Raw genomic sequence first — 25109 nt, 5'->3', positions numbered from 1 at the left:
CTCAGGCCGCCTGGAACTGCGGCAACAGCCGCACGTGCGTGTACCGGGCGGGACGCTCGAGGGGATCGAGGTTCGCGTCGATCGGCGCGAAGCCGCAGCGGGTCCAGAACGTCGCGGACGCCGCTTCCTCGCAGTTGACGTGCAAGCGGCTGAAGTGCCCCTGCGCGCTGGCGAGCACCGCGTTCACGAGACGCTTCGCCAGGCCGTGGCCGCGCCAGTCGGGATGCACGTAGAAGCGACGCATGCGGCCGGTGCCGGGACGTCCGGGTGGCGGCTCGACGTTGAGCCCGCCCACCGCGATGACCTGCCCGTTCGTGTCGAGCCAGGCCCACAGCGATTCGCCGGGCTGCTCGTAACGGTTGGCGCCGCTGCGCCATTCGTCCATCAGGCGGCGCAGCATCTGCCGCCCCTCGCTCTCGCTGGCCGCCAGCAGCGGCGCCCAGGCAAGGGGATCCATCTGATGCACACGGATCAGGCGCGGTGCGGCGCCATCGGAGGCCAGGGAAAGCATCGAACGAAGCGGTAACCAGTCGTCAACCGAGCGGGAAAGGACGGATTAAGCAGCAGGCGGAATGCCCCTCGCATCAGGGACAACCCGCCCGCCGTCGGTCCTTTCCAACGCCCGCCCGATGCCTGGTCCGCCGGCCCTCCCGGCCGCCGACGCGGCGGCCGGGATCCCCGATCACCGCGGCGGTTCCGGCTTCTTCGCGCTGTCCGGATGCTCGATCCAGGCCTTCAGTTCCGCAGCCCGCGCATGCTTGGGCGACAGCTCGATGAACGCCTGGTACGCGGCCCGCGCGCCCGCGTCGTCGCCCGCGCGCAGCAGCGCGTCGCCCAGGTTCAGATGCGCCAGCGCGCGGCTGCCGTCCATCTCGATCGCCTTGCGGTACCAGCGCGCGGCCTCGGCCGGCTTGTCGCGCTTGTAGTAGATGAAGCCCAGGTTGTTGGCCGCCAGCGCGAACCTGGGCTGGAGCTTGAGCGCTTCGGTGAACGCGGCCTCGGCCTCGTCGTAGCGGCGCTCCTTGTAGAGCTGCAGGCCGCGGTCGTTGGCGCGTTGCGCGGCGATGCGCGCGCTGGTCGGCGCCGGCGCGGCGCTGGTGGCGATGGCCGTGTCGGTGCCGTCCAGGCCCTTCAGCGTGACCTGCACCGAGGTGGCGCTGGCCGCGGGCGATCCGGGCGCGGCGCCGGTCGGCGCGGAGGCCTGCGCCACCGGTTGCAGTTGCGCGTTGCGGGCGTCGTCCGCCTGCTTGGCCAGCGCGCTGGTCTTGAGGTCGAGCTGGTTGCTGTCGCCGCTGAGCGCCTGCTCCTGCGCGGACGCGAGCTCGAAGATGAACTCCCCGCCCTCGCTGCCCGGCAGGCTGCCGAAGGCGGGCGTCTGGTGCGCGATCGCCGACACCGCCGGCGCCACGTAGGCGGCCAGCTCGGTCGCGGTGATGAGGCCGTCGCCGTTCAGGTCGGCCTTGCCGGACAGCGCCTGCAGCAGCGTCCAGGTGAAGACCGAATGCCCGCCCGGACCGTCGTCGGCGACCTGCTGGTCGGCGCCGCCGGCCGTCATCATCTGGCGGCCCAGCCGGCGCGCGTTGTCGCGCACGAAGTTCGAGCTGCCGCCCGGCGCGCCGCCGCGCGTCAGACCCAGGCCCGAGTAGCAGGCATCGATGACGAAGAAGGCATGCTTGGCGGGCAGCGCCTCGCTGAGCTCCTGCAGCTGCGGCATCGCGATCGCGTCGGTCTGCAGGTCGTCGGTGCCGGCGTCGACCGGGATGATGTAGCCGACGTCGCGCCCGCTCGGCAGCTTGCGCGTGCTGCCGTGGCCGGCGAAGAAGACGAACACGCGGTCGTCGCGCTTGAGCCTGCCGTCGCCGCCCTTGCGCGCCATGCCGTTGAGCGCGCGCAGGATGTTGGCGCGGGTCGCGTCGGCGTCGGTCAGCGTGGTGACGTTCTCCGGCCGGAAACCGAATTGCGTCTGCAGCGTCTCCTGGATCGCGCGGGCGTCGCGCACCGCATGCTGCAGTCGCGGCCAGGCCTTGTACTGGTCGATGCCGATCACGAGCGCGACGCTGTCGCGATAGAGGTTGGCGCCGGCGAGTTCCGGCGGCGTCGCGTCCGCGGCGGGCGTGTCGGCCGCGACGATCTTGCCGTCCTTCCAAGCCGCGAACTTGTAGCCTTCCGCCTTGAGCTGGTCGAGCACCAATGGCAGCGCCTCGACGGTGCGCGCATGGATGTCATGGAAGAGCACGATGCCGCGCTGCTGCTTGCCGAGCTCCCCCAGCACGCGCGCGGCGATGGACTTGGGGATGGGGTCGGACCAGTCCAGCGAGTCGACGTTCCACATCATCGAGCGCAGCTTGAGCGCCTCGATCGCGCCCAGCGCCGCGTCGTTGCGCGCGCCGTAGGGGAAGCGGAACAGCGCCTGGCCGTCGCGGCCGGCGGCGTCGAGCAGCGCCTCGGTCGAGCTGGCTTCCTGGCGCACCTTGTCGAGCTCGAACTTCGACATCACGCCGTGGCTGAAGCTGTGGTTCGCGATCGGATGGCCGGCGGCGAGCACGCGCTTGGCGACCTCGCTGCCGGGGCCCGGCTTGATCTTGCCGCTGGCATCGACGCTGCCGAGGTTTCGCCCCAGCTCGAAGAACACGGCCGGCGCCTGGTAGCGCTTGAGGATCTCCAGGATCTCGTCGGTGTAGCGCGGATGCGGACCGTCGTCGAAGGTCAGCAGCACCGTCTTGGGCGGCAACTGGCGGCCGAAGAACTCGCGCTCCTGCTTGGTCGGTCCACGCGTCGCCGCGGCGGCGGGCGCAGTCGTTGTCGTCGCGGGTGCGGCGTCATCCGGCGTGTCGGTGACGCTCGGACGCGCCTGCAGGTCCGGCAGGATGGTCGCGTAGTCCTTCAGGATGCGGTCGCGCGCGTACAGGCGCTTGAGCTTGGCGACGTAGTCGGTCCACTTCTCGCGCTTGGGCACGATGCCGCGCTGCGCGAAGCGGCCGAAGGTGTCGCGCAGTTCCTGCTCGTAGGCGTTCTCGATCTCGGCCAGGACGCTGAGGTCCTCGCCGGCGCGCTTGGCCAGCTTGAGGCCGGCGATGCTCTGCGAGGTCGAGAACTGCTGCGCGAGCTGCGTCAGGAATTCCTTGAAGGCGAGCCGGTCGGCGTCGAACCACGACGGCTCCTGCTCGACGCGGTCCAGCAAGTCCGACAGCGCGGCCAGGCCGGCGGGGTCGGTGCTCTTGGCCGCCGTCTCGCCGAGGGCGCGGATGCTGTCCTGCATGTCGTGGAAGAGCAGCATGCCGACGGCGCGCACGGCATCGCGTTCCGCAGGCTTGAGCGCGGCTTCGCCGTCCATCAGCACGATCATCTGGCGGTAGCGCGCGAGCACCTCGTCGCTCTGCTGGCGCAGCGTGGCGCTGACCGCCGGACTGGCGGAGGCCGCTTCCACCGGCGCCAGCGGCCGGGGCGCGTCGCCGCCGGGCTTGCAGCCGCTCAGCACGGTCATCGTGACGGCGGACGCGGCGGCCAGGATGGCCGCCTGGGCCGTCATCCGGACGGCGCCCTTGCGTGGACTTCTCTCTTGCATGCCTTCCCTCGAACCTTCCCTCGAACTTCCCTCAATGCGCTCGTGCAGGCCTGCCGGACGTCCTCCCTCGGGCGTCGGCAGGCCGAAGCGGCGCCATTGTGACCCGCTCTGTAGAATCCCCGGGTTTGTCCCACCCCCTGAATGGCCGGTTCCGGCCCCCGCGCGCCATGAATCTTTCCGCCCTCACCGCCCTGTCGCCCCTGGATGGCCGTTATGCGTCGCGCATGGCCGCGCTGCGCCCGCTGCTGTCCGAATTCGGCCTGATGCACCGTCGCGTGCAGGTGGAGATCGAATGGTTCATCGCGCTGTCCGACGCGGGCCTGGCGGAACTGAAGCCGCTGTCCACGGCCTCGCGCGAGTTCCTGCGGGCGCTGGTGGCGGATTTCTCGGAGACCGACGCCCAGGCGATCAAGGACATCGAGAAGACGACCAATCACGACGTCAAGGCGGTGGAGTACTGGATCAAGCAGCAGTTCGCCGGCAAGGCGGAGCTGGAGGGCGCCGGCGAGTTCGTGCACTTCGCCTGCACCAGCGAGGACATCAACAACACCAGCCACGGCCTGATGCTGAAGGCCGCGCGCGACCAGGTGATCCTGCCGGCGCTGGACCGCGTCATCGAGAAGATGACCGCCATGGCCCAGGCCCACGCCGCCGCGCCGATGCTGAGCCGCACGCACGGCCAGACCGCCAGCCCGACGACCGTCGGCAAGGAGATCGCGAACGTGGTGGCGCGCCTGCGCCGCGCGCGCACCGTCATCGCCGAGGTGAAGCTGCTGGCCAAGATGAATGGCGCCGTGGGCAACTACAACGCGCACCTGTCGGCCTATCCGGAGAAGGACTGGGAGGCGTTCAGCCGGTCGGTGATCGAGCAGCAGCTAGGCCTGAGCTTCAACCCGTACACGATCCAGATCGAGCCGCACGACTACATGGCCGAGCTGTTCGACGCCGTGACGCGCGCCAACACCATCCTGGTGGACTGGTCGCGCGACGTGTGGGGCTACGTGTCGCTGGGCTACTTCAAGCAGAAGACCAAGGCGGGCGAGATCGGCTCGTCGACGATGCCGCACAAGGTCAATCCGATCGACTTCGAGAACGCGGAAGGCAACTTCGGCCTGGCCAGCGCGGTGCTGACGCACCTGAGCCAGAAGCTGCCGATCTCCCGCTGGCAGCGGGACCTGACGGACTCGACGGTGCTGCGCAACATGGGCGTGGCGCTGGGTTACGCGCTGCTGGGCTACGACTCGCTCACCAAGGGCCTCGACAAGCTGGAACTCAACCAGGCCGCGCTGGACGCGGACCTGGATTCGTCGTGGGAAGTGCTGGCCGAGCCGATCCAGACGGTGATGCGCCGCTACGCGCTGCCCAACCCGTACGAGCGCCTGAAGGAACTGACGCGCGGCAAGGCGATCACGCGCGAATCGATCCAGGCCTTCATCCAGGGCCTGGAGCTGCCCGAGGCCGAGAAGCAGCGCCTGCTGGCGATGACGCCCGGGAATTACACCGGCACGGCGGAAGCGCTGGCGAAGCGGATCTGATCGGTTGATTTGTCGATTGGCCGCCGGTCGATCGGCCGGATCGCAAGAAAGGGGCAGTGCATTCGTGCACTGCCCCTTTTTGCTATCGACCTCCTGTTCAAGGGTCTCGTTCAAGGGTCTCGTTCAAGCGCTTCGTTCAAGCGTCCGGATCCGGCACGTCGGGCCGACGCCAGCGGTGACCCACGAGCACGGCGCAGCAGGCGATCCAGGCCCCGGCGATGACCTCAAGCGCAATGCCCGCCAGGGCTTGCGGCGCGGCGGCGGCGAGGGCCCAGAAGGCCTCCGCGCCGATCGCGGCGACCACGAGTCCGAGCAGGGCGACGGCGCTGCGCGAGACGCGGGGACGGGTGCCGTCGACGGCCGCCGCGAGGAACACCGCCGTCACCCTGAAGACGACGGCCCCCCACAGCATCGCGCCCATGATCGCGAGGAAGAGCTCCGGGTACGACCAGGCCGCGCAGCAACCCGGCAGCGCCAGCACGAGACGAGCGCCCGCGCTCGCGGCGATCACGCGCGCCGCGGTCCGGAGCAGCCCCGGCGCCGACGGAGGTCCGGCGTCGTCGGCGTTCACCGCGTGATGTTGCATGCCTTGGAGTACTGCGCCGCCAAGCCGCCGCCGATGGCCCAGCCGCCCAGCACGCTGAGGAAGCTGCCGCCGATGCCGCCGACGGTCGCGCCGATGCCGCTCCAGGCCAGGATGGTGTTGGCACAGGCCGCGCCGTCCGCGGTGGCGCGTCCCGCCGGCGTGCCGGCCCAGGAATCGCCGCCGTGCACGGCGTCGATCTCCGCGTCGGTCAGCTCACGGAAGGCCAGGTCCTGTTCGTGGAAGGCGCCGTCCACGGCAGCGGTCGTTGCGCGGGTCTTGTCAGAAATCATTGCGGTCATGTCGATGTTCTCGAAGGAAAGTGGGACTCACGACCTTGGCGTCGACGAGTCACGCCGTCGGGTGACGGCGCAGTGGCATTCCATCGGGAACAAGCCCGCGCGCCCATGACCCGCCTGTGCGTCGATGGGGCCGGCGCGAGGCCGCCACCACGACACGCGCCTGTCCGATCGCCATGAAAAAAGGGCAGTGCATTTCTGCACTGCCCTTCACCTGGCGGGGAATCGGGGGTCGGGTGTCGCTCGGAGCAGCCCCCGTCAGGCGCCGGCGCCGGGGGGAATCGGCACCGGTCAAACGCGGTCGATCAGAACTGGTAGGCGACGCCCATGCTCAGACGATCGTCCTTCTTGTCGAAGCCGTTGGCTTGCGGCATGTTGTTGAAGCGGGTGGCTTCGGCGCGCAGCGAGACGTTCTTCGTCAGCGCGTAGTCGACGCCCACGCCCAGCTTCAGGCCGGTCTTGTCCTTGTCGCCCAGGCCGTTGTTGAAGTCGCGCTGGGCGTACGCCAGGCCCACCTTGCCGTAGACGCCGAAGCCGGCGCCCAGCGGCGCGCGGGCGATGCCGTCCAGCGAGTACACCTTGTTCTTCGCGGTCACGCCGCCGAAGTCGACCTTGCCCAGGTCGCTGTAGCCCACTTCAGCCGCGAAGTTCTCGTTGAACTTGTAGCCGCCGAAGATGCTGTAGCTGTCCGACGTGCGCTTCTGCGAGTTGCCGTCCACGCGTTGCGTGGTCTTGCCGACGTCGCCGCCGATGTAATACGGGGTCACCGGGTCGGCGTGCGCGACGCCCGCGCCCAGCGTCAGTGCGACGGCCGCGGCGGCCAGCAGACCGGCGTTCTTGCCGTTGATCGACGTGCGGGTGTTGTTGTTGCTGTTCATCTGGAACTCCTTCAGAGCTGTTGATCGATCTGTCGTTCCGGGTCGCCTGGGTCAGTGGCCAGGCTCGTTCGACATGGAGCTCATTCTGGGAATTCGACCCCGCCGCGTCTGTGGAGCGAGTTGAGCGCTTGTGTGACGGTCGATGACAGCGGCGTCCGCAGCGCTTGACGAAGCTTCACGCGGGGCGGTCTGCGCACTGCGACGGCCGCTGGCCCTCACCCCTGCCCTCTCCCGCAAGCGGGAGAGGGAGTAAGCGTCACAGCGCTTCTGCTGCCGCAGGGGTTTGACACGTTGCTCTCCCGCAAGCGGCAGAGGGGGAAACAGGCGGCGACGCCGCGAGTGGCGTCGGTCGGACTCCCTCTCCCGCTTGCGGGAGAGGGCGGGGGTGAGGGCCAGCGGCGGTGGCAGTACTGGGGTCTTCAGGCCGCTTCCGCCGGCCAGTACAGCAGCAACCGCGCGCCGCCGAGGCGCGGTGCCTCGCCCAGCCGCGCATGCCCGCCGTGCGCATGCGCCACATGCCGCACGATGGCCAGCCCCAGGCCGAAACCGCGCGTGCCGCGCCCCTTGCGCTCCAATCGCTTGAAGGGCTCGAACGCCGCCTCGCGCAAGGACGGCGGCACACCCTCGCCGTCATCGTCGATCGCGAGCCAGAGCTGCCCCGCCTCCACCCACGCGCTCAGCAGGATCCGCCCCTTCGCATACCGCGCCGCGTTGCGCAGCCCGTTGCGGATCGCGTAAGGCAGGAGCCGTTCATCGAAGGGCAGCACGTCCGGCAATCGCAGGTCGGTATCCAGCGCCTTGCCGTCGAGCAGCGGCGCCAGCGACGCCGCCTCCTTCGCGAGCATGTCGCCCAGGTTGCCCTGCATCACGTGCGGCTGCAGCGCGCCCATGTCCAGCCGCGCCAGCGTGAGGCTCGCATCGATGAGTTCGTCGAGTTCGGCGATGTCGCGCTCGCAGGCCATCACCGCCTGTTCGCGGCGATCGCGGTCGTCTTCGTCCACGAGCGCATCGACCGCGAAACGCAGCCGCGCCAGCGGCGTCCGCAATTCATGCGAGACCGCCCCGGTCAGCTCGCGCTGCGTCGCCATCGCGGCGGCCAGCCGCTCCAGCATCGCGCGCGTCGCCGCAGCCACCGGCGCGAAGAGGCGGCTCTTCAGCGGCGGCAGTTCGGTGTCGAGCCGCCCCGCGCTCAAGCGCTCGGCCGCGCGCTGCAAGCCGCGCAGATCGCGCCACAAGGGCCTCAGCTGCCACCATGCGATCACGGCGACCGCCAGCGCGATCACCACCGCGACGCCCAGTTGCGCGGCGAGTTCCTTGGGCAGCTCGCCGCCCCGCTTGGAATCCAGCGGTCCGAGCAGCAGCAGCTGGTCGGGCTCGCCCGGCAGCGCCGCGTAGATGCGGCGATTGAAGCCGGTCACCAGCACCTCGCCGCGTTCGAGCCGGCGTCGCTGGTCCGCGCTGAGTTGCGCAAGATCGGTGCGGATCAGCCGCACGGGATAGTCGAACTGCGCGTCGAGCTCGCGCACCCGCTCGCGCCGGGCCGGCGGGTCCAGCGGCGCGAGGTCCCGCACCAGCAGGTCCACCGTGCCGCGCATGAAGTTGCGGACGTAGTCGTTGGTGACCTCGGAAGCGCCGATCAGCACCAGGCCCTCGACGAGCAGGATCAGCGCCAGCACCGCCAGCCCCAGTCCCAGCGCCATCCGCAACAGCGAGGCGCGCAGCGTGATCGCGGCCATCAGTCGATCGCGAAGAGGTAGCCCTGCCCGCGCACCGTCTTGATCCGCACCGGCGCCTGCGCGTCGTCGCCGATCTTCTTGCGCAGCCGCGAGATGCGCGCGTCGATCGCGCGGTCCAGCCCGTCGAACTCCAGCCCGCGCAGGCCCTGCATGATGTCGTCCCGGCTGACCACCTGCCCCGCGCGGTGCGCCAGGAAGTTCAGCAGTTCGTACTCGGCGGTCGTGAGGATGACGGGCTCGCCGTTCAGACGCAGCTCGCGCGATTGCGGCAGCAGCGTCAGCGGGCCGAAGTGCAGCGCCTCGCCGATCGGGTGCGCCGCCGGCAGCGCGTCGCGGCGCAGCAGCGCCTTCAGCCGCGCCAGCAGCACGCGCGGCGCCACCGGCTTGGCGATGTAGTCGTCCGCGCCGCCCTCCAGGCCGAGCACCTGGTCGATGTCGTCGTCGCGCGCGGTCAGCATCACGATGCGGCCGGGGAAATCGCGCCGCGTGTCGCGCAGCACGTCGAAGCCGTCCTTGCCCGGCAGGTGGCCGTCCAGCAGCACCAGGTCGAAGGGCTCCTGCCGCATCAGCGCCTCGCCGGCCAGGCCGTCGCCGCAGACGGTCACCGCATAGTTGGCCTTGCTGAGCGCTTCGGCCACCAGTTGCGCCAGACGCTCGTCATCCTCGATGAGCAGGATGCGCGCGGCGGGCTGAGCAGAAATGTCCATGGCACCGAGCATAGGCGAGGCCCTCCCCCGCCGACTTCAGCCACGCTTAAGCGCGCCTGCGCACGCGCGCGGGCTTCAGCGGTCGGCCGGCACTTCCAGCCGCCAGCCCGCCGGGGTCTTCACCGCGCGCAGCGTCGGATCGTCCGCGAGCGGCGCCCAGCGCTGCGCCAGATGGTCCAGCGCCTGCGGGGACAGGTCGGTGCGGCTGGCCATCACGCGATCGACGGTCTCCGGGGTGACGCAGGCCATCAAGGTCGGGCGCGCCGGTCCGCGCAACGCGGCGTGCCATCGGGACCGCAGCGCGGCGATCTCCTCGGCGTCGCTGCGCGCGACCGGGTCGTGCCAGGAATAGACCCGCGACAGGCCCTCGTGCGCCTCCGTCTGCTGCAGCCCGTCGTCGCTCATGCCGATCGCGAGCAGCACGCGCCCGGACGGCTCGTTCTCCGGCGCGGTCGTGCCCAGCAGATGCCGCAGCCCGAGCACCTGCCGGCAGTAGTCGAAGGTGGCCGCGGCGGCCTCCCGCGCATAGCCATGCCCCCAGAACCGCGCCGGGAAGCCGTAGCCGATGTCCGGATGCGGCAGCCCCTCGCGCTGGATCACGCCGGCCAGGCCGAGCAGTTCGCCGTCCTCGAGCCGCTCCACGGCCCAGAAACCGAAACCGAGCAGCCAGTACCGCGCCTCCAGCCGCTCGCGGATCCAGGCCGCGGCCTGCTCGTCGGTGCGGACCTGCGCGTCGTAGATGTGTTCGATCCAGGCCGGCTCGTTGAGCAGCCCGCGGACGAAGGCCGCGTCCGACTGCCGGAACCACCGCAGGCGCAGTCGCGCCGTTCTCAACACGTCCATCCCCGCCTCCCCTCGCCCACAAAAGCGGGACAATACCGCACATGAAATTCATGTCGATGCTCCAGGCCGCCGAGCGCCTCAACGACTCCCTGCTGTGCGTCGGGCTGGATCCCGATCCCGCCAGGTTCCCCAGCCCCTGGAAGGGCGACGCCGGCCGGATCTACGACTTCTGCGCCGCCATCGTCGACGCCACCAAGGACCTGGTGAGCTCGTACAAGCCGCAGATCGCGTACTTCGCCGCGCACCGCGCCGAGGACCAGCTCGAGCAGCTGATGACCCACATCAAGCGCCATGCGCCGCACGTGCCGGTGATCCTGGACGCCAAGCGCGGCGACATCGGCGCCACCGCCGAGCAGTACGCCCGCGAGGCCTTCGAGCGCTACCAGGCCGACGCGGTGACCCTGTCGCCGTTCATGGGCCGCGACAGCGTCGAGCCCTACCTGCGCTACGCCGACAAGGGCGCCTTCCTGCTGTGCCGCACCTCCAACCCGGGCGGCGACGACTGGCAGATGCAGCGCCTGGCCGACGTGCCGGGCCAGCCGCGCCTGTTCGAGCACCTGGCCGCGCTGGCCCAGGGCGACTGGAACGTCAACGGCCAGCTGGGCCTGGTGGTCGGCGCGACCTACCCGAAGGAGATCGAGCGCGTGCGCGAGCTCGCCCCGACCTTGCCGCTGCTGATCCCGGGCGTGGGCGCGCAGGGCGGCGACGCGGCGGCCACGGTCTCCGCGGGCTGGCGCCAGGGCGGTGGCACGGTGATCGTGAATTCCTCCCGCGCGGTGCTGTACGCCTCCTCCGGCGAGGACTTCGCCGCCGCCGCGCGCCGTGTGGCGCTGGCGACACGCGACGCCTTGCGCCCGGCCCGGCCGGCCTGATCCGCAGGCGCTGACGCCCGCCAATTAATTGGCAGAAATCCCGAACGCGCACCGAACTGGACGCGTTTGGGGATTCCTCTCCTCTCCAGAACACCCCCCGCTCGCCGAGACTCCGTTACCGGACGTTGCAATCCGGGCCGCCGCGCGCCGATCCGGCATGCCGCTCGCCCCGGAACCTTTCCAAGGAGAGAAAGGGCATGTCCATACACAACGAGTTGGGGCGGGGTCGAGTGAGCAAGGATTCCCAGGACGATCTGAGCAGTCTGGTGGGGCATGAACTGTCGCGGGGCGACAGCCTGCCCGCCAAGCTGCAATGGCGCGCCGCGCGGCTGTTCATGGCCGCGTGCGTGCTGCTGTCCGGCATGGCCGGGGTCCTGCTGCTGGCCAGCGCCGGCGCGTCGGAGCCTCTGGGCGGCCTGCTGCCACCGGTGTTCGCCCTCGTGACCACCTTCGCCGGCCTGGCGATGCTGTGGCGGCTCCCCGCCCAGCACGGCCCCGCGGCGGCGGTCGCGTTGATGTGCCTGGCGATGGCCACGGCGCTGTCGCTGGCGGTCTCGCGCCAGCTCGGGCTCAATGCCGCGAGCCTGGGCATCATGGGTCTGATGGTCGCGCTCGGGACTGGCATGATCGGTCTCGGCACGGGACTGTCGCTGTTCGGGCTGGGACTGGCCGCGCTGGGCGGGCTGGCCTCCGCGGAACTCGGCGGCTGGATCCAGGTCGGCGCCGCGCCGGTCGGGCTGACCGCCCGGTTGCTGACGCAGCTGCTGCTGCTGACCGCGGGGCTGGTCGTCGGCCTGGGCACGGCCAAGCTGATCCGGCGCGCGATGCAGGAGGTCAACGACCGGCACGCGCGCTTCCGCCACCTGCTCAACATGGCGGCGGACTGGTACTGGGAGATGGACCGCCAGTTCCGCTTCACCCACCTGACCGAACACAACCCCGGCGCCTCGGGGCTCTCGATGGCGGAGCGGCTCGGCCGCGCGCCGTGGGAGATCGAGCACCTCGGCCTCACCGACGAGGAGCTCGACGCGCACCGCGCCGACCTCGAATCCCACCGTCCGTTCCGCGGCCTGGTGATGCGGCGCACGACCGCGGAGGGCACGTTGCATTACGTGTCGATCAGCGGCGAGCCGCGCTTCGACGCCAAGGGCAACTTCCGCGGCTACTGGGGCGTGGGCCGCGACGTCACGGACGAGGTCCAGACCGAGCAGGCCATGGTGGCCACCGAGACGCGCTACCGCGAGCTGTTCCGCCGTTCGCCGTCGCCGCTGGTGCTGCACCGCTGGGGCCGCGTGATGGATGCCAATCCGGCGGCCATGGCGATGTTCGGCTACACGCAGCGCTCGTCGATGATCGGGCAGGACCTGTTCTCGCATTACGAGCCCGGCGACGAGGAACGCGCCCGCCAGCGCGCCGCCAAGATCGAGGCGTTGCCCGTCGGCGCGATGCTGCCGATGACGGAATTCCGGCTGCGGACGCTGTCGCGCCGCCGCCGACTGGTGCAGGCCACCAGCGTGCGCGTGGACGCGGCCACCGGGCCCGCGACGCTGTCCTTCTTCATCGACCAGACCGAGACCTCGCGCGCGCAGGACGCGCTGCGCCGCTCGGAGGCGCTGCTGTCGCACCTGTTCGCGACCAGCCCCGACGTCGTCACGCTGACGGAGACCGTCAGCGGCCGCTACGTGATGGTCAACAAGACCTTCGAGCTGGTCAGCGGCTACACCGCCGACGAGGTGCTGGGCCGCAGTTCCGAAGAACTCGGCATCTGGCAGGACATCGCCGACCGCGAGCGGCTGGTCGAGGCCTTGCGGTTGCACGGCCGCGTCAGCGACCTGCCGGCGACCTTCGTCAACCGGCGCGGACAGCCGATCCCGATGCTGCTGTCGGCGGCGCCGTTCGTGATGGACGGGATGTCCTATCTGGTCGTCAACTCGCGCGACGTCAGCGACACCGAGCGCACCCGGCTGGTCCATGCGGCGATCCTGGAGAACGCGTCGATCGGCATCGCGCTCACGCGCGACCAGCACTTCGTGCAGGCCAACCGGCTGGTGGAGGAGATGTTCGGCTGGCCCGCGGGCGGACTGATCGGCCAGGCCGGCAGCGTGGTGTGGCCCAACCCGGAAGACTACGAGGCCGTCGGCCACGAACTCGGTCCGCGCCTGGCCGCGGGCGAGCAGGTCGAGGTCGAACGGCTGATGCGACGCCGTGACGGCAGCCGGTTCCTGTGCCGGATCCTGGCGCGTGCCGTGGACCCGAACCACCCGAGCCGCGGCGGCACGATCTGGATCATGGAAGACGTGACCGAGCGCCGTCGCGTCGAGGCCGCGCTCGCGCAGGCCAAGGACGAGGCGCAGGCCGCCAACCGGGCCAAGAGCGCGTTCCTGGCCAACATCAGCCACGAGATCCGCACGCCGCTGAACGGCCTGGTCGGCCTGGCGCGGCTGCTGCAGCAGCCGGACCTGGATGGCGACACGCGCAGCCACTACCTGGACCAGATGGTGGACAGCGCGGAGAGCCTGTCGGGCCTGATGTCGGACATCCTGGACCTCTCCAAGATCGAGGCCGGCCGGCTGACGCTGGAGACGGTGCCCTTCGCCCTGCGCGACATGCTGGCGACGATGCGCATGGGCTACCTGACGCTGGCACAGGCGCGGGGGCTGGGTTTCAGCATCGACGTGGACGATGCGGTGCCGGCCTGGGTGATCGGCGATCCGGTGCGCACCCGGCAGATCCTGAGCAACTACCTGAGCAACGCGCTGAAGTTCACCGAGCAGGGCCGCGTGGCAGTGCGGGTGCGCCGGCTGGACGAGCGCCGTCTGCGCGTCGAGGTCAGCGACACCGGCCCCGGCATCGCCGAGGCCATGCAGGAGCGGCTGTTCCAGCCGTTCACGCAGGCGGACGAATCGACCACGCGCCGCTACGGCGGCACGGGCCTGGGTCTGTCGATCTGCCGCGAGCTGGCGACCTTGATGGGCGGCGACGTGGGCGTGGACAGCCAGCCGGGCGCGGGGGCGACCTTCTGGGCCGAGCTGCCGCTGCCCGCGGCGCCCGCGCCGGTGAGCGCGCAACGCCGCGCGCCGGCGGACGACGCGGAGCTGGCGGGGCGCCGCATCCTGATGGTCGAGGACAACCCGGTGAACATGATGATCGCCGTGGCCATGCTCGAGCAGTGGGGCGCGGAGGTCTCGCAAGCGAGCGACGGCAGCCAGGCGGTGGAGGCGGTGACGGCCGCGGCCAGCATGGGCAAGCCTTTCGACGCGGTGCTGATGGACGTGCAGATGCCGGTCATGAGCGGCCACGAGGCGACTCGGCAGCTGCGCCAGCGCTACGACGCGACCGAACTGCCGATCATCGCGCTGACGGCGGCCGCGCTGGTCCAGGAACGCGACGAGGCGCTCGCCGCCGGGATGAACGAGTTCCTCACCAAGCCCATCGACGCGCAGCGGCTGCGGCAGGTGCTGGTGAAGCTCACGGCGGACTGACCGGGTCAGATTTGTCCACCGGCCCGTTGCTGCCGTCCCACTACTGCCGACGACCTGCAATCACCCGAAGCTCCGCGCGGATCTGCTGCGACAGGTTCATGGCCGCCTCCGCCTCCTTCCGCGTGATGTGCCGTTCGGTGGAGTAGTCAGCATGGTTCCTGCTGCGGCGCAGGGTACCCAGCCTCTTGGCGAATTCCAATTCGCCCTCACGTTCGTAGTGCTCCTGGGTCCACTGGTGAGCCTTGGGATGTCGCTGGGAAATGCCTGCCAGGTCGCGAGCGCGCAGGAACACTCCGTAATAGGCACTGCCGGTCCTCAAAGCGACCGGGCCATGCTTGCGCAAAGACGACCAGCCAAAGGCGTTTGATCGCCGGGACGGACTCGTACAGTGCGTAGAAGTTTTCGATCTCGGGATAGGGATACTCAGCGTCCGGCGCATAGCCGAAGAGCGTGAACTGCAAGTCCATGTTGTGCTCCTCGGGATCCCGGTTCACTTGGACACTGATCTGACGGTCGCCGGCGCAACGAGCCAGTTCCCGATCAATCACTTGGAAGTCCTCTCGCAGCAGATGCGGATGCCTCTGCGCATACCACTCGATGATGTCTTCGTAGTCCTCCGTGCCGCGGAGCGCCTGGAGGTCGTACGGCCACTCGCCGGGCGAGCAAGGGTTCGCCCACGGCCGATAGAGGTAGGGCTTCTGGCTCTTGCTGTACACCCACACCGGTCGTCCGCGCTCGGGGAACGCCGGCACTGGCGCCAGCGCTGCCTCCTCGGGCTCGTCTTCGAATTCGATTCGCTGCAACATCGTTTCTGCCTTTCTGCCATCGACCTCCTGTCGATGCGATGTATGCATTCTCGAAATCGAAACCCTTTCTGCCATGACTCAAAGTTGTGGGCGGCGGGGGGTATGAAGAGGACCCACTTTCGAGGGAATGAGGCTCCTCTTCTGAGCCCCCCGCAGCGCCATGCGAAATGGAACAGCCCTTACCTCGCGCTCAGGCTGGTGCCCTTCCAATCCGCCGCCTGCCAGCGCTGGAACGCACCGAGCATCGTCACGTCGCCGGCCTGGCGCTTCGTCTCCAGCGTGTCGAGGTCGACCAGCTCGTAGCTGCGCTTGTAGCGGCCCTCGGCACGGGACTCGCGCGCGACCAGCAGCTCCCTGCCGCCGGGCACCCAGCCGGCGAATTCCGCGTAGCCCAGGCCCGGCTGCGCCGCCACCGGCGGCAGCACCGACACCTTCCAGCCCTGCGCGGTTCGGCGCAGCAGCCAGAGCTCGCGCCAGCCGTCCGCCGGCACCGAGGCGATCGCGATCGCCGAGCCCTCGCGGTTGATCCGCGCCGAGGCCGTCATCACCAGCCCCCACGCGCAGTGGCGCAGCAGCGGCGCGTTGCCTTCCTTCGCACCGTTCAACGTCAGGGTGAGGCAGGTCTCGCCCGGCTGACCGGGCGCGACGCCCAGCTTCACGGCGCCGAGCGCCTGCTCCGGCGCAGCAGCAGGCAACGCGGCCCAGCGCATCGCATTGCCGCGCATGGCGGCATCGTTGTAGGTCGGCTGATCGTCGTCGGACAGCTCAGCCGGCACCACGCGCGCAAACGCTTCGAGCGCACGGCGCGCGGCGGCCGACGAGGCGTCCACCTGCAAGGCCACGGGCGCGGCGGTCGCACCGGCCGCACCGGCCGCTCCCGTCGCACTCGTCGGACCGGCGGCGCCTGCCGCGCTTGCAGCGCTGGCACGGCGCGCCCGGATGAACGCCAGGCTGCTCCACACGCCGGACTGCCGCATCAGGACGCGGTTGCGCCAATGCGTCGCCAGCGCCGGGTCCCTCAGGTCGACCTTGTCGAGCACGTCCGCGCGCCACTGGTCCATCTGCTCGCGCTGCGGCGGCGTCGCGACCGGGCCCAGGCAGTCGACCCGCGTCAGCGCCAGCGCGGCGCGCGCCTTCTGCTCCGGCGTCGAGGCCGGCATCGCCAGCACGCGGCGGAACGCCTCGCCGTCGTAGCAGAGCTGCATTGCGCCGGCCTCGCGCTCCAGCGTGCGGAAGCGCAGGCCGTAACGCGCGGCGACATCGAGCTGCGCGGCGACCTGGGTTTCCGCAGCGGACGGCGCGACCGTCGCCACGCCGTCCGACCGAGACTGCGCGCGCGACGCGCGATCGGCCAGCCGCTCGGCGAGCGTGCCCATCGCATCGAGCGCTTCCGCGCCGTCGACGCCGTTCATCTGCGCCGCGCCCGCCGCCTGCACGTAGGCGGCGGCCAGGCCCAGGCCGAGCGACTCCGCGCCCGGCTGCTGTCGCACGACACGCAGCGCGGCCAGCAGCGCCTCCGGCTGCGCGGCCGGGCCGTTGAGCGGCAGCAGCGCGGCCTTGCGGACGAAGCCGCCGCGCTCGCGGCGGTAGTCGTAGACCTGGAAGTGGTCGGGACGCTCGCCGCGGATCTCCAGCGCCTCGCCGCGCCAGAGCTGCGCCTGCGCCGGCGACGAGTCCTTCGCCGCCGCGCGCATCGCGACGTTGTCCTGCACCACCAGCGCGGTGCGCGGTGCCGCGTCGTCCGGCGAGACGCGCTTGATCGGCGGCTTGGGCGCGGCATCGTCAGCCGCAGCCGTGGTGGGGATGGCGACGGCGGACGTCGACGTGGCGGCATTGGCTGAGTGGACACAGAGCAGCTGGACGGCGACGGCGGCGATGGCAGCGGCCATCACGAGTTTCATGCGGCACATGTCGGAACCCTTTCGACTCAGGATCAAGGACGGGAGCAGGAACGTGGCGGATCGGTGGCGATTCATTGCGAGGTCCCCTCGCCTTCTCCCTCCGGACGACCGTCCGGACGCGCCTCCTGCTTCTTTCCCAGCAGCGTCTTGCCGATGAATCCGCCGTCCGACGGCGGCGGCGCGATGATCACCTGCACCTTGTCGGAGAGCTTGTCCGCCATCGCCTTCTGGATCAGCAGCGGATGGCGGCTCAGCAGCACGCCCTCGGCCGCCATCTGGTCGACCGCGACCTTGCCGATGCGCGTCTGGCGATAGGCCTCCGCGTCGGCCAGCTTCTCGCGCGCCTTGGCCTCGCCCTCCGCTTCGATGCCGCGCGCCTGCGCGTTGCCTTCGGCCATGCGGACCCGCGCGACGCGCTCGGCCTCGGCTTCCAGCTGACGCTGTTCGACCTGGCGCTGCTTGAACGGCAGGACATGCTTCATCGCCTCTTCCTGGCCCTTGGCGGCGATGATCTGCTCGCGCGCCGCGGCTTCGGCGGAGGTTTCGCGGCGGACCTTCTCGGCGGCGGCCTCCAGCTCGGTCTGCTTGACCTGCTTCTCCTTGAGCTCCAGCGTGTAGCGCATCTTCTCGCTGGCCAGCCCCTCGGACAGCAGGTTCTCCAGACCGGCGCGGTACTCCTGCGGCAGGTCCACGTTGCCGATCTCCAGGCCGCGCAGCACGATGCCGTCCACCGCCAGCTTGCGGCGCAACTCCGACTCCAGCGCGGCCTGGATGGGGCCGCGTTGCGTCGAGAAGATCTCGCGCACCGTGTGCGTCGCGATCTGGCGGTAGACGATGCCCTGCAGCGCGGGGGCGATCACGTCGCCTTCGATGTCGTCGGGCAGCGAGGCGGCGAGCTGCGCCAGTCGCGTCGGGTCGACGGTCCAGCGCACCGTCAGGTCCAGGCCCAGCGAGAGTCCTTCGAGCGATTGGAGCGGCGCTTCCCCGTCGGCGCGGGCGAAGCGGTCCGGGTGATAGCTGCGATCGCGGACGGGCAGGTCGCGGACGTCGTGCAGGCCGGGGATCTGGAGCAGCGAGCCCGAACGGGCCTCGGTCACGCCGCCGGTCAGCAGGTTGGTGCGCAGGCTGACGGTGCCTCGCGGCACCTCGTGCACCGGCGGATGCGTCACCAGCAGCGCCACCGCGCCGGCCACGGCGGTCAGGCCGGCCAGCCAGGGCAGGCAGCGGACGACGCTGGCGCCGGCGCCACGGGGGACACCGGGCAGCCGAGCCTTGAGCCGCGCGGCGGCGTTGCGGATCGATTGCAGGCGGTCGTTCATGAGGTCCTCCGGGGGTCCCGGCTATCGGGTGTTGGGATGTCGCTCATGGTCCGGAAAGGGCCCGGAAGCCTCAATGCGGGCGTCGGCCGGTCCCTTCACGGTCCGGAAGAAACCCTCACACGCCCGCCGCGCGGGAAGGCGCCGCGCTGCCGATAATCCGGCGCCATGGCCATCCCCAGGAACAAGGTCGCCGTCATCGAGGACGACCGCCCCACCAGCGAGCAGCTCACCGGCTGGATCCGCGCCGCGCGGCCCGAGCTGCAGGTCGATCAATGGTTCGACCGCGACGCCGCCGAGGCCGCGCTGGCGCGCGAGCGCTACGAGATGGTCGTGCTCGACATCGAGCTCGGCCGCGAACGCAACGCCGGCATCGCGCTGATCAACGAGATCAACAAGCTGAACGCCGGCACGCCGGTGCTGGTGGTGTCGGCCATGCCGGCGGCCATCTACCGCGGGATCATGAAGGCGCTCGACGCCTGGGACTACCTGCAGAAGACCAGCTTCGACGAGTCCGAGTTCATCGACACCTTCCTCGACATCCTGCGCGCCGCCCGCGCCCGCGAGGCCGCCGAGCCGGTCGCGGCCGCGCCCGAGGCGCTGCAGCTGGACCCGCTCTGGCAGCGCAGCCCGCTGTGGAAGGGCCAGCGCATCAACCTGCCGCTGACGGCCCAGCGCATCCTCGCCACGCTCTACCAGCGCGCGCCGCAGGTGGTGTCGTACGAAGAGCTCTACGACGTCGTCAAGAGCGGCCGCACCCGCGACAACGTCCGCAAGCATGTGTCGACGCTGCGCGAGGCGCTGAAGGAAGTCGATCCGACGTTCGACGCGATCGAGAACGTGCCGATGCGGGGGTTCCGGTGGTCGGCGCCGCGATGAGCGCCTTGACCGTGATTGCCCCGCGCGCAAGTGGCGCTGGCATCGCATCGACGACGCGGGTCGCCGCATGAAGCTCGGACCGGTCGAGCTGCCCGCGCTGGCCGTGCCGCGCCTGGGCCTGGCGGCTTTCCGCCGGCGCGCGGTCGTGCACCTGGCCTTCCTGCTGCTGGCGCTGGCGACGGTCGGCCTGGTGCTGACCGTGCTGACCGACCAGAAGCAGCGCGCCTACCAGCGCTACGCGCAGGGCTTCCGGCAATCGCTGGCGGAGATCGTCCTGCAGCTGCGCCATCCCAGCGGGCAGTTGGCGCTGCTCAATCCGACGATGGGCGCGGGCGACCGCGACGGCCAGGCGCCGGTGCTGCTGCCGTTCTCGGCGATCGACTTCGACGACCAGAACAAGGCGCAGCGCGCGGTCGAGATGGCCGGCTGCGGCCTGCGCTGGCCCGACGGCGCGAGCCTGTGCGCCGCCGTGGGCGCCAACGCCTACGCGGGCGGATTCCTCTACCTGGTCGGCAGCCTGGAGAGCGGCCCGCTCGCCGGCCGGGAGCACGGCGCGCTGGACCTGAGCGGCGTGCATCGGGCGCGGGTGACGCTGAAGCTGCGCGGCGGCACCCAGACCTGGATTGCGCCGTTCGAAGGCGCCGCCGCGGCCGACGGCACGCAACGCGGTCGACTGACAGGCTTCCTCGGCGCGGGGCCGCAACTGCCCGGCAAGGCGCGCCCGGTGCGCGAGTTCCGCGGCTGGCTCTGGCGCGAAGGGCCTTGCGCGGAAGGCAGCAGCGGTCCGGACTGCGCGCGACGCACCTTCTATTCGATCCGGCTGCCGGTGGAAGCCTTCCAGGAGGCGCTCTTCGACGACGCCGGCCGCCGCGCCCGGCCGGTGTGGCCGCCTGCGGACCTCGACCGGATGCGCGTGCGGGTGGAGCTGCTCGGCCCGTCTGAACCCATCGAACCCGGCGGGTCCGCCGATCCGGCCGCGGCATCGGCGGCGGCCTCGGCGGCACCTGCGGCGGCATCGGCGATGGCATCTGCGGCGGCATCCGATGCGACGTCCGTCGTCGCGAGCGCCACGCCCGCACCAGTGCCGGTCCTCTTCGACAGTGCCAAGCCGGGCGCGTCGCTCGCGCTGTCGCTGGACCGGATCGGCGCTTCGCTGCAGCCGGGCGAGACGCTGCGCATCGAGCGCCTGGGCAAGCAGGCGACGACGATCGCCGAGCGCCGCGGTCCGGAGCTGTCGGAGCACGCCCTGCCATGGCTGATCCACGTGATGCGGCGCCTGCCGGTGCAGGGCGACATCCTCGGCGTCGGCGCGGACACCGATGCCGCGGAGGTCCGCTGGCTGACCGCCTCAGACGAAGTGGCGACGCCGAGCGGCCGTTACCGGCTCGACCTGCGCGGCGACCTGCGCAGCCTCGACCGCCAGCTCGCGCTGGAGGCGCGACCGCTGGCCTGGCTGGCGGCGGCGATGCTGGCGGCCGTCGCGCTCGCGTGGCTGATGGTGGAACTCGGCCTGATCCGTGGCATCGCGGTGCTGACCAGGCGAGCGGCGGCCGTCTCCTACAACATGCAGGACGCGCGGGCGGATCAGCGCATCAGCGAGCTCGATGTGGCCGACCTGCGCGGCCGGGACGAACTGGGCATCCTCGCGGGCAGCCTGGCCGATGCGCTGACCCGCGTGAAGGACGGCCTGCGCCGCGAGCAGCTGCGGGCGGAGCGCGAGCGCGAGATGTGGCATGCGGTGGGGCACGAGATCATGTCGCCGCTGCAGTCGCTGATGGTGCTGCACGGCGCGGCGGACGATCCCAGCCATCGCTACGTGCAGCGGATGCAGCAGGCGGTGAAGGTGTTGTACGGCAGCGCGCCGCCGAGCGAGGCGCTGGCGTCGGCGGACCTGCACACCGAGGTCCTGGACCTGGCGGCCTTCTGCCGCGAGGTGGCGGCGAACGCCCACTACGCCGGCATCGATCACGTGAGCTTCGAGACCGCGCTGCCCGAGCCGCAGCCGGTGCACGCGGAGGCCTACGCGCTCGAGGACGCCGTCACGCACGTGCTGCGCAACGCCGACCGCTACCGGCCCGGAGGCACGCCCATTGCCGTCACCCTGCAGGCGGGCGAGCCCGGCTTCGTCCTGCTGCGGATCCGCAACCAGGGGCCGCAGATCGACGCGGCGATGCTCGACCGGATCTTCGAGTACGGCGTGTCCGACACGGCACCTCAGGTCAACGGGGAACGCCGCGGCCAGGGGCTCTTCGTGGCGAAGACCTACCTGGCGAAGATGGATGGCAGCATCCGGGCATTCAATGTGCCGGAGGGGGTGGTGTTCGAGATGAGCCTGCGCCGCGCCGCGGTCTGACCGGCTCCCCCTCAATCGACAAGGAGGTCCTCATGCCGATGAATCCCCATTACGCGCTGACCGAGCCGATCCGCGACGCCGTCGACACGCTGTCGAAGGAACATCCGCTGCTGGTCGAGTTCGGCGCCTCGTGGTGTCCCATCTGCGAGGCGGCGCAGCCGCTGCTGGCGCAGGCTTTCGACGGCCGGCACGCGATGGTCCAGCACATCAAGGTCGAGGACGGCAAGGGCCAGGCGCTGGGCCGATCGTTCAAGGTCAAGCTGTGGCCGACGCTGATCTTCATGCGCGACGGGCAGGAGGTGGAGCGCCTGGTCAGGCCCACGAACGCCGCGGATATCCGGGCCGCGCTGGAGCGCATCGACAACACGTGACGGACAATCGCGCCCCATGACCCAAGCCCATGTGCTGCTCCCCAAGGACGGAGCGCCCGATCTGCTGTTCGTGCTGCTGCACGGCGCCGGCGCCGATGCCGAACAAATGCGCCCGCTGGCCGAGGCGCTGCACCGCCAGTACCCACGCGCCGCGCTGGTGCTGCTGCAGGGTTTCGAGCCCTTCGACGCGATCCCGGGCGGCGGCGCGGGGTTCCAGTGGTACTCCGAGCAGGGCGACGACACGCTCCGGGCGCTGCGCCTGAGCGCGGCGGTGCCGTCCCTGGTCGCGCTGGTGCGCGGCTGGGCGGAGAAGCTCGATCTGGAGTGGGGGCGGGTGGCGCTGGGCGGGTTCTCACAGGGCGCGATCCTGGCGCTGGAAGCGCTGCAGCAGGAGGAGCAGCTGGCGGGTCGCGTGCTCGCCTTCGGTGGGGCGTTTGCCTACTGGCCGCAGCATGCGCCGAAGGATGTCTCCATCCATCTGCTGCATGGCAAGGACGACAGCGAGCTGCCCTACCCCGCGCTGCTCAACGCGGCGCGCGAGCTGATGGCGCTGGGCGCCGACATCACGGCGGATGTGCTCCCGCATGTCGGCCATGAGCTGCACCCGGCGCTCATCGAGCGCGCGATGGAGCAGTTGCGGACGTTCATTCCGGCGCGGCTCTGGCGCGAGGCAGTGCTCGCTGCAGCAGAGCAGGACAAGAACGAGCCGCGGCACTGACACGGCCGCTGGCCCTCACCCCCACCCTCTCCCGCAAGCGGGAGAGGGAGTCCGACCGGCTCCACCCGCAGCGTCGCCGCCTCTTTCCCCCTCTCCCGCTTGCAGTAGCACGGCCCGCCTTGCTCCCTCTCCCGCTTGCAGTAGCACGGCCCGCCTTGCTCCCTCTCCCGCTTGCGGGAGAGGGCAGGGGGTGAGGGGCGCGCGCAGCGCGCGGGGTCTAGGCAGTCATGCGACACCTCTTGCGGGAGAGGGTGGGGGTAAGGGCTGCGGTCGCTGCAGGGCGGCCAGTGTCAATCGAGGGTGACTTCAGTCCTCACGGTACCCGCCCGATCCGCCCACGCGACCAGGCTCAGACGCGTGCCTTGCGGCGCTCTCACCACCCACTCGCCGTAGGCGCGATCCCCCGTGATGTCGCGCTCCGGCAAGAACGCCAGCTGCGTCTGCTTCGGCGCATGCCCCTCCAGCTGCGGCCCTTCCATCCGCGGCTTGCCGCTGACCAGCCCGACCTCGGGATCCACCGGCAGGATGATCTCGAACATCACGCCGCGCGTCTGCTTGCGCGCCAGCGCCTGCTTGGTCACATAGGCCGGCAGCCAACCGCTGTTGCCCACCGCCATGCGCACGCGCCAGGTGTCCGGCCCCAGCGCCCGCACCTCCGTGCGCAGCAGCTCCAGCTTCGGCAGGCTCAACGCGATCTGGTTCATCCATGCCGGGAAGCGCGCGGCCTCGCGCTCGCGCAGGTGCGGCGGCGGGTTGCGCCAGAAGTTCATCTTGTCCCAGCCGCCGATCTCCACCGGCCCCAGCTGCGGATGCATGAACGAACTCCACTCGACATGCGCCTTGCCGTCGCAGTGCTCGTCGCTCCACTTCAGCAGCTTGAGGTCGTCCTCCACCGGATGGTCGCGGAACCAGTCGATCCACTTGTAGCCGGTGATCCCGGCCTCCTTGTTGGGCGACCACAGCTCCACCACCCAGAACAGCGCGCCCAGGTGCTCGTAGACCCAGTCCTGCGTGCCGGTGATGACCTCCTTCGGGTGGTACTTGAACTCGTGCCAGATGCTCACCGCCGGATAGCCGGTGTGCTGCTCGCCGAGCTTGGAGAAACGCTGGAAGGTCCAGAGGTCCTCGGGCGGCATCTCGTCGTCGCCGCGCGTGCCGCAGGGCCGCAGGATCACGCCGCTGTGCGTGTGGAAGCTGATCGCCGCGCCGATGTTGGGATGGCTCACCATGAAGTCCACCATCGCGCGCACCTCGGGCTCGCTGGTCGGGTACGGACCGGCGCCGACCTGTTCGAACTCCTGCCGCCAGCCGGCGGGGAAGTTGCGGTTCAGGTCCAGGCCTTCGCTGTCGCGGTTGACCTTGATGCTGAAGCCGTCGTGGTTGATCACCAGCCCCTCGGGCATCAGGCGGTAGTACTCGCCGCCGAATTCGCCGGGCTGGCGCGGGACCATCAGGCGCGGATCGTCCGGGTGCTTCTTGTAGCCGCCGTGCGGGTCGGCGATGCGCATCGTCAGGATGCGGCCGTCGCCGTCGATGTCCTCGACGCTGAGGCCTTCCACCGGCTCCTCGTCGAACGGGTACGGCCGCGTCGACGAGCGGATGTGGCGAGGCCGGTCGGCCAGCGCGAGCTCGGCGCCGTCCGGGTTCAGGCGCGGCACCATGTAGATCGTGCGCGTGTCCAGCAGGTGCGTGACCTGCGGGTCGATGCCGTACTTGGCCAGCAGGTCGTGCAGGTAGTACAGGCAGGTCGTGCAGGCGGTGAGTTCGGCGGCGTGGATGTTGCCGTCGAGCCAGAAGGCGGGCTTCTCGACGTCGCTGCCGGTCGCGGTGTTGGTCAGGATGAGGGCCCAGATCTCGCGGCCCTCGAAACTCTTGCCGATGGACCGCACCGACACCAGGTTGGGACGGGCCTCCGCGTAGCTGAACAGCAGTTGCGTGAGCGCGTCGTAGCGCGGGAACTCGTCGAAGCGCGGGATGGGCAGCGTCGGGATCGATGGATCCGGCGCGGGCGCGGCGGCGGGCGGGAGAGCGGTCATGGGCGTCCCAGGGGCGGTGTCGGTGCGGCCGATTTTGCATGCCCACGCCCCTGCGACCGAGAGGCCTCTCCACGCCGCGACAGCGCGTTTTCCCTGAGACGGGTTAAATTGCTGCCCTTGCACGTGCGCGCCGTCGATGCGGCGGGCGCGCATCGCACGACATGAACGAACGACCGAACAATCGAACGACTGGACGACCGAATGGACCACGCCACCCGGCGGTCCGCGA

At 70.5% G+C, this 25109-nt stretch carries 19 protein-coding genes; 7 read left to right on the top strand and 12 right to left on the bottom strand.

Features of this window, described 5'->3' with window-relative positions; all coding sequences use genetic code 11:
• Position 1: 1 nt before the first annotated feature.
• Together AC07O8_RS03880 and AC07O8_RS03875 are read right to left on the bottom strand one after the other, a co-directional pair.
• Positions 2–457 carry a GNAT family N-acetyltransferase gene (locus AC07O8_RS03880; RefSeq protein ID WP_495046775.1) on the bottom strand — a complete coding sequence of 152 codons (456 nt, stop codon included), beginning with the start codon at positions 455–457 and terminating at the stop codon, positions 2–4.
• A 225-nt stretch (positions 458–682) separates the two neighbouring features.
• Entirely contained in the window at positions 683–3565 is a 2883-nt protein-coding gene (locus AC07O8_RS03875) for a polysaccharide deacetylase family protein (RefSeq protein WP_495046774.1), read from the bottom strand.
• 167 nt (positions 3566–3732) lie between these two features.
• Between AC07O8_RS03875 and purB the strand changes: the two genes are divergently transcribed.
• Positions 3733–5100, top strand: a complete 1368-nt coding sequence (gene purB / locus AC07O8_RS03870) for an adenylosuccinate lyase (RefSeq protein WP_495046773.1) — start codon at positions 3733–3735, stop codon at positions 5098–5100.
• Positions 5101–5236: 136 nt separating this feature from the next.
• Here the strand turns inward: purB and AC07O8_RS03865 are convergent, their stop codons facing one another.
• From AC07O8_RS03865 to AC07O8_RS03840, 6 genes are all read right to left on the bottom strand, one after another.
• On the bottom strand, positions 5237–5686 hold the full coding sequence (locus tag AC07O8_RS03865; RefSeq protein WP_495046772.1) for a hypothetical protein: 450 nt from the start codon (positions 5684–5686) through the stop codon (positions 5237–5239).
• Complete coding sequence (locus tag AC07O8_RS03860) at positions 5668–5985, bottom strand: hypothetical protein (RefSeq protein ID WP_495046771.1); 318 nt, start codon at positions 5983–5985, stop codon at positions 5668–5670. Before AC07O8_RS03860 ends, AC07O8_RS03865 begins: the two co-directional genes overlap by 19 nt.
• A gap of 302 nt (positions 5986–6287) precedes the next feature.
• Positions 6288–6860 carry an outer membrane beta-barrel protein gene (locus AC07O8_RS03855; protein ID WP_495046770.1) on the bottom strand — a complete coding sequence of 191 codons (573 nt, stop codon included), beginning with the start codon at positions 6858–6860 and terminating at the stop codon, positions 6288–6290.
• Between the two features lie 419 nt (positions 6861–7279).
• Positions 7280–8596, bottom strand: a complete 1317-nt coding sequence (locus tag AC07O8_RS03850; RefSeq protein WP_495046769.1) for an ATP-binding protein — start codon at positions 8594–8596, stop codon at positions 7280–7282.
• On the bottom strand, positions 8596–9303 hold the full coding sequence (locus tag AC07O8_RS03845) for a winged helix-turn-helix domain-containing protein (RefSeq protein WP_495046768.1): 708 nt from the start codon (positions 9301–9303) through the stop codon (positions 8596–8598). The genes AC07O8_RS03850 and AC07O8_RS03845 overlap by 1 nt, the downstream gene beginning before the upstream one ends.
• A gap of 75 nt (positions 9304–9378) precedes the next feature.
• A complete protein-coding gene (locus tag AC07O8_RS03840) occupies positions 9379–10146 on the bottom strand; it encodes a GNAT family N-acetyltransferase (protein ID WP_495046767.1) in 768 nt (255 codons plus the stop codon).
• A gap of 41 nt (positions 10147–10187) precedes the next feature.
• Between AC07O8_RS03840 and pyrF the strand changes: the two genes are divergently transcribed.
• Positions 10188–11018: an orotidine-5'-phosphate decarboxylase gene (pyrF, locus tag AC07O8_RS03835; RefSeq protein WP_495046766.1), complete on the top strand. Its 831-nt coding sequence runs from the start codon at positions 10188–10190 to the stop codon at positions 11016–11018.
• A 197-nt stretch (positions 11019–11215) separates the two neighbouring features.
• Positions 11216–14500, top strand: coding sequence for a PAS domain-containing hybrid sensor histidine kinase/response regulator (locus AC07O8_RS03830; RefSeq protein WP_495046765.1), 3285 nt, complete (start codon positions 11216–11218; stop codon positions 14498–14500).
• 206 nt (positions 14501–14706) lie between these two features.
• On the opposite strand, the gene AC07O8_RS03825 is transcribed toward AC07O8_RS03830, so the two are convergent.
• The 3 genes from AC07O8_RS03825 to AC07O8_RS03815 all read right to left on the bottom strand — a co-directional run bounded on the left by AC07O8_RS03825 (position 14707) and on the right by AC07O8_RS03815 (position 18526).
• The gene (locus AC07O8_RS03825; RefSeq protein ID WP_495046764.1) at positions 14707–15306 is read right to left on the bottom strand and encodes a hypothetical protein; all 600 of its coding nucleotides are present in this window, start codon (positions 15304–15306) and stop codon (positions 14707–14709) included.
• Between the two features lie 179 nt (positions 15307–15485).
• Positions 15486–17216, bottom strand: coding sequence for an SH3 domain-containing protein (locus AC07O8_RS03820; protein WP_495046763.1), 1731 nt, complete (start codon positions 17214–17216; stop codon positions 15486–15488).
• A gap of 62 nt (positions 17217–17278) precedes the next feature.
• On the bottom strand, positions 17279–18526 hold the full coding sequence (locus AC07O8_RS03815) for an SPFH domain-containing protein (RefSeq protein ID WP_495046762.1): 1248 nt from the start codon (positions 18524–18526) through the stop codon (positions 17279–17281).
• Between the two features lie 165 nt (positions 18527–18691).
• Between AC07O8_RS03815 and AC07O8_RS03810 the strand changes: the two genes are divergently transcribed.
• The 4 genes from AC07O8_RS03810 to ypfH all read left to right on the top strand — a co-directional run bounded on the left by AC07O8_RS03810 (position 18692) and on the right by ypfH (position 22844).
• Positions 18692–19402, top strand: a complete 711-nt coding sequence (locus tag AC07O8_RS03810; RefSeq protein ID WP_495046761.1) for a response regulator — start codon at positions 18692–18694, stop codon at positions 19400–19402.
• 67 nt (positions 19403–19469) lie between these two features.
• Entirely contained in the window at positions 19470–21755 is a 2286-nt protein-coding gene (locus AC07O8_RS03805; RefSeq protein WP_495046760.1) for an ATP-binding protein, read from the top strand.
• Positions 21756–21787: 32 nt separating this feature from the next.
• On the top strand, positions 21788–22126 hold the full coding sequence (locus tag AC07O8_RS03800; protein WP_495046759.1) for a thioredoxin family protein: 339 nt from the start codon (positions 21788–21790) through the stop codon (positions 22124–22126).
• A gap of 16 nt (positions 22127–22142) precedes the next feature.
• Entirely contained in the window at positions 22143–22844 is a 702-nt protein-coding gene (gene ypfH / locus AC07O8_RS03795) for an esterase (RefSeq protein WP_495046758.1), read from the top strand.
• A gap of 290 nt (positions 22845–23134) precedes the next feature.
• On the opposite strand, the gene AC07O8_RS03790 is transcribed toward ypfH, so the two are convergent.
• Positions 23135–24880 (bottom strand): M14 family metallopeptidase, encoded by a 1746-nt coding sequence (locus AC07O8_RS03790; RefSeq protein ID WP_495046757.1) that lies wholly within the window; start codon positions 24878–24880, stop codon positions 23135–23137.
• Positions 24881–25109: the final 229 nt, after the last annotated feature.

This window comes from Roseateles sp. GW821-FHT09G09, from assembly GCF_059415965.1.
This window is presented reverse-complemented; position numbering and strand designations above follow the sequence as displayed.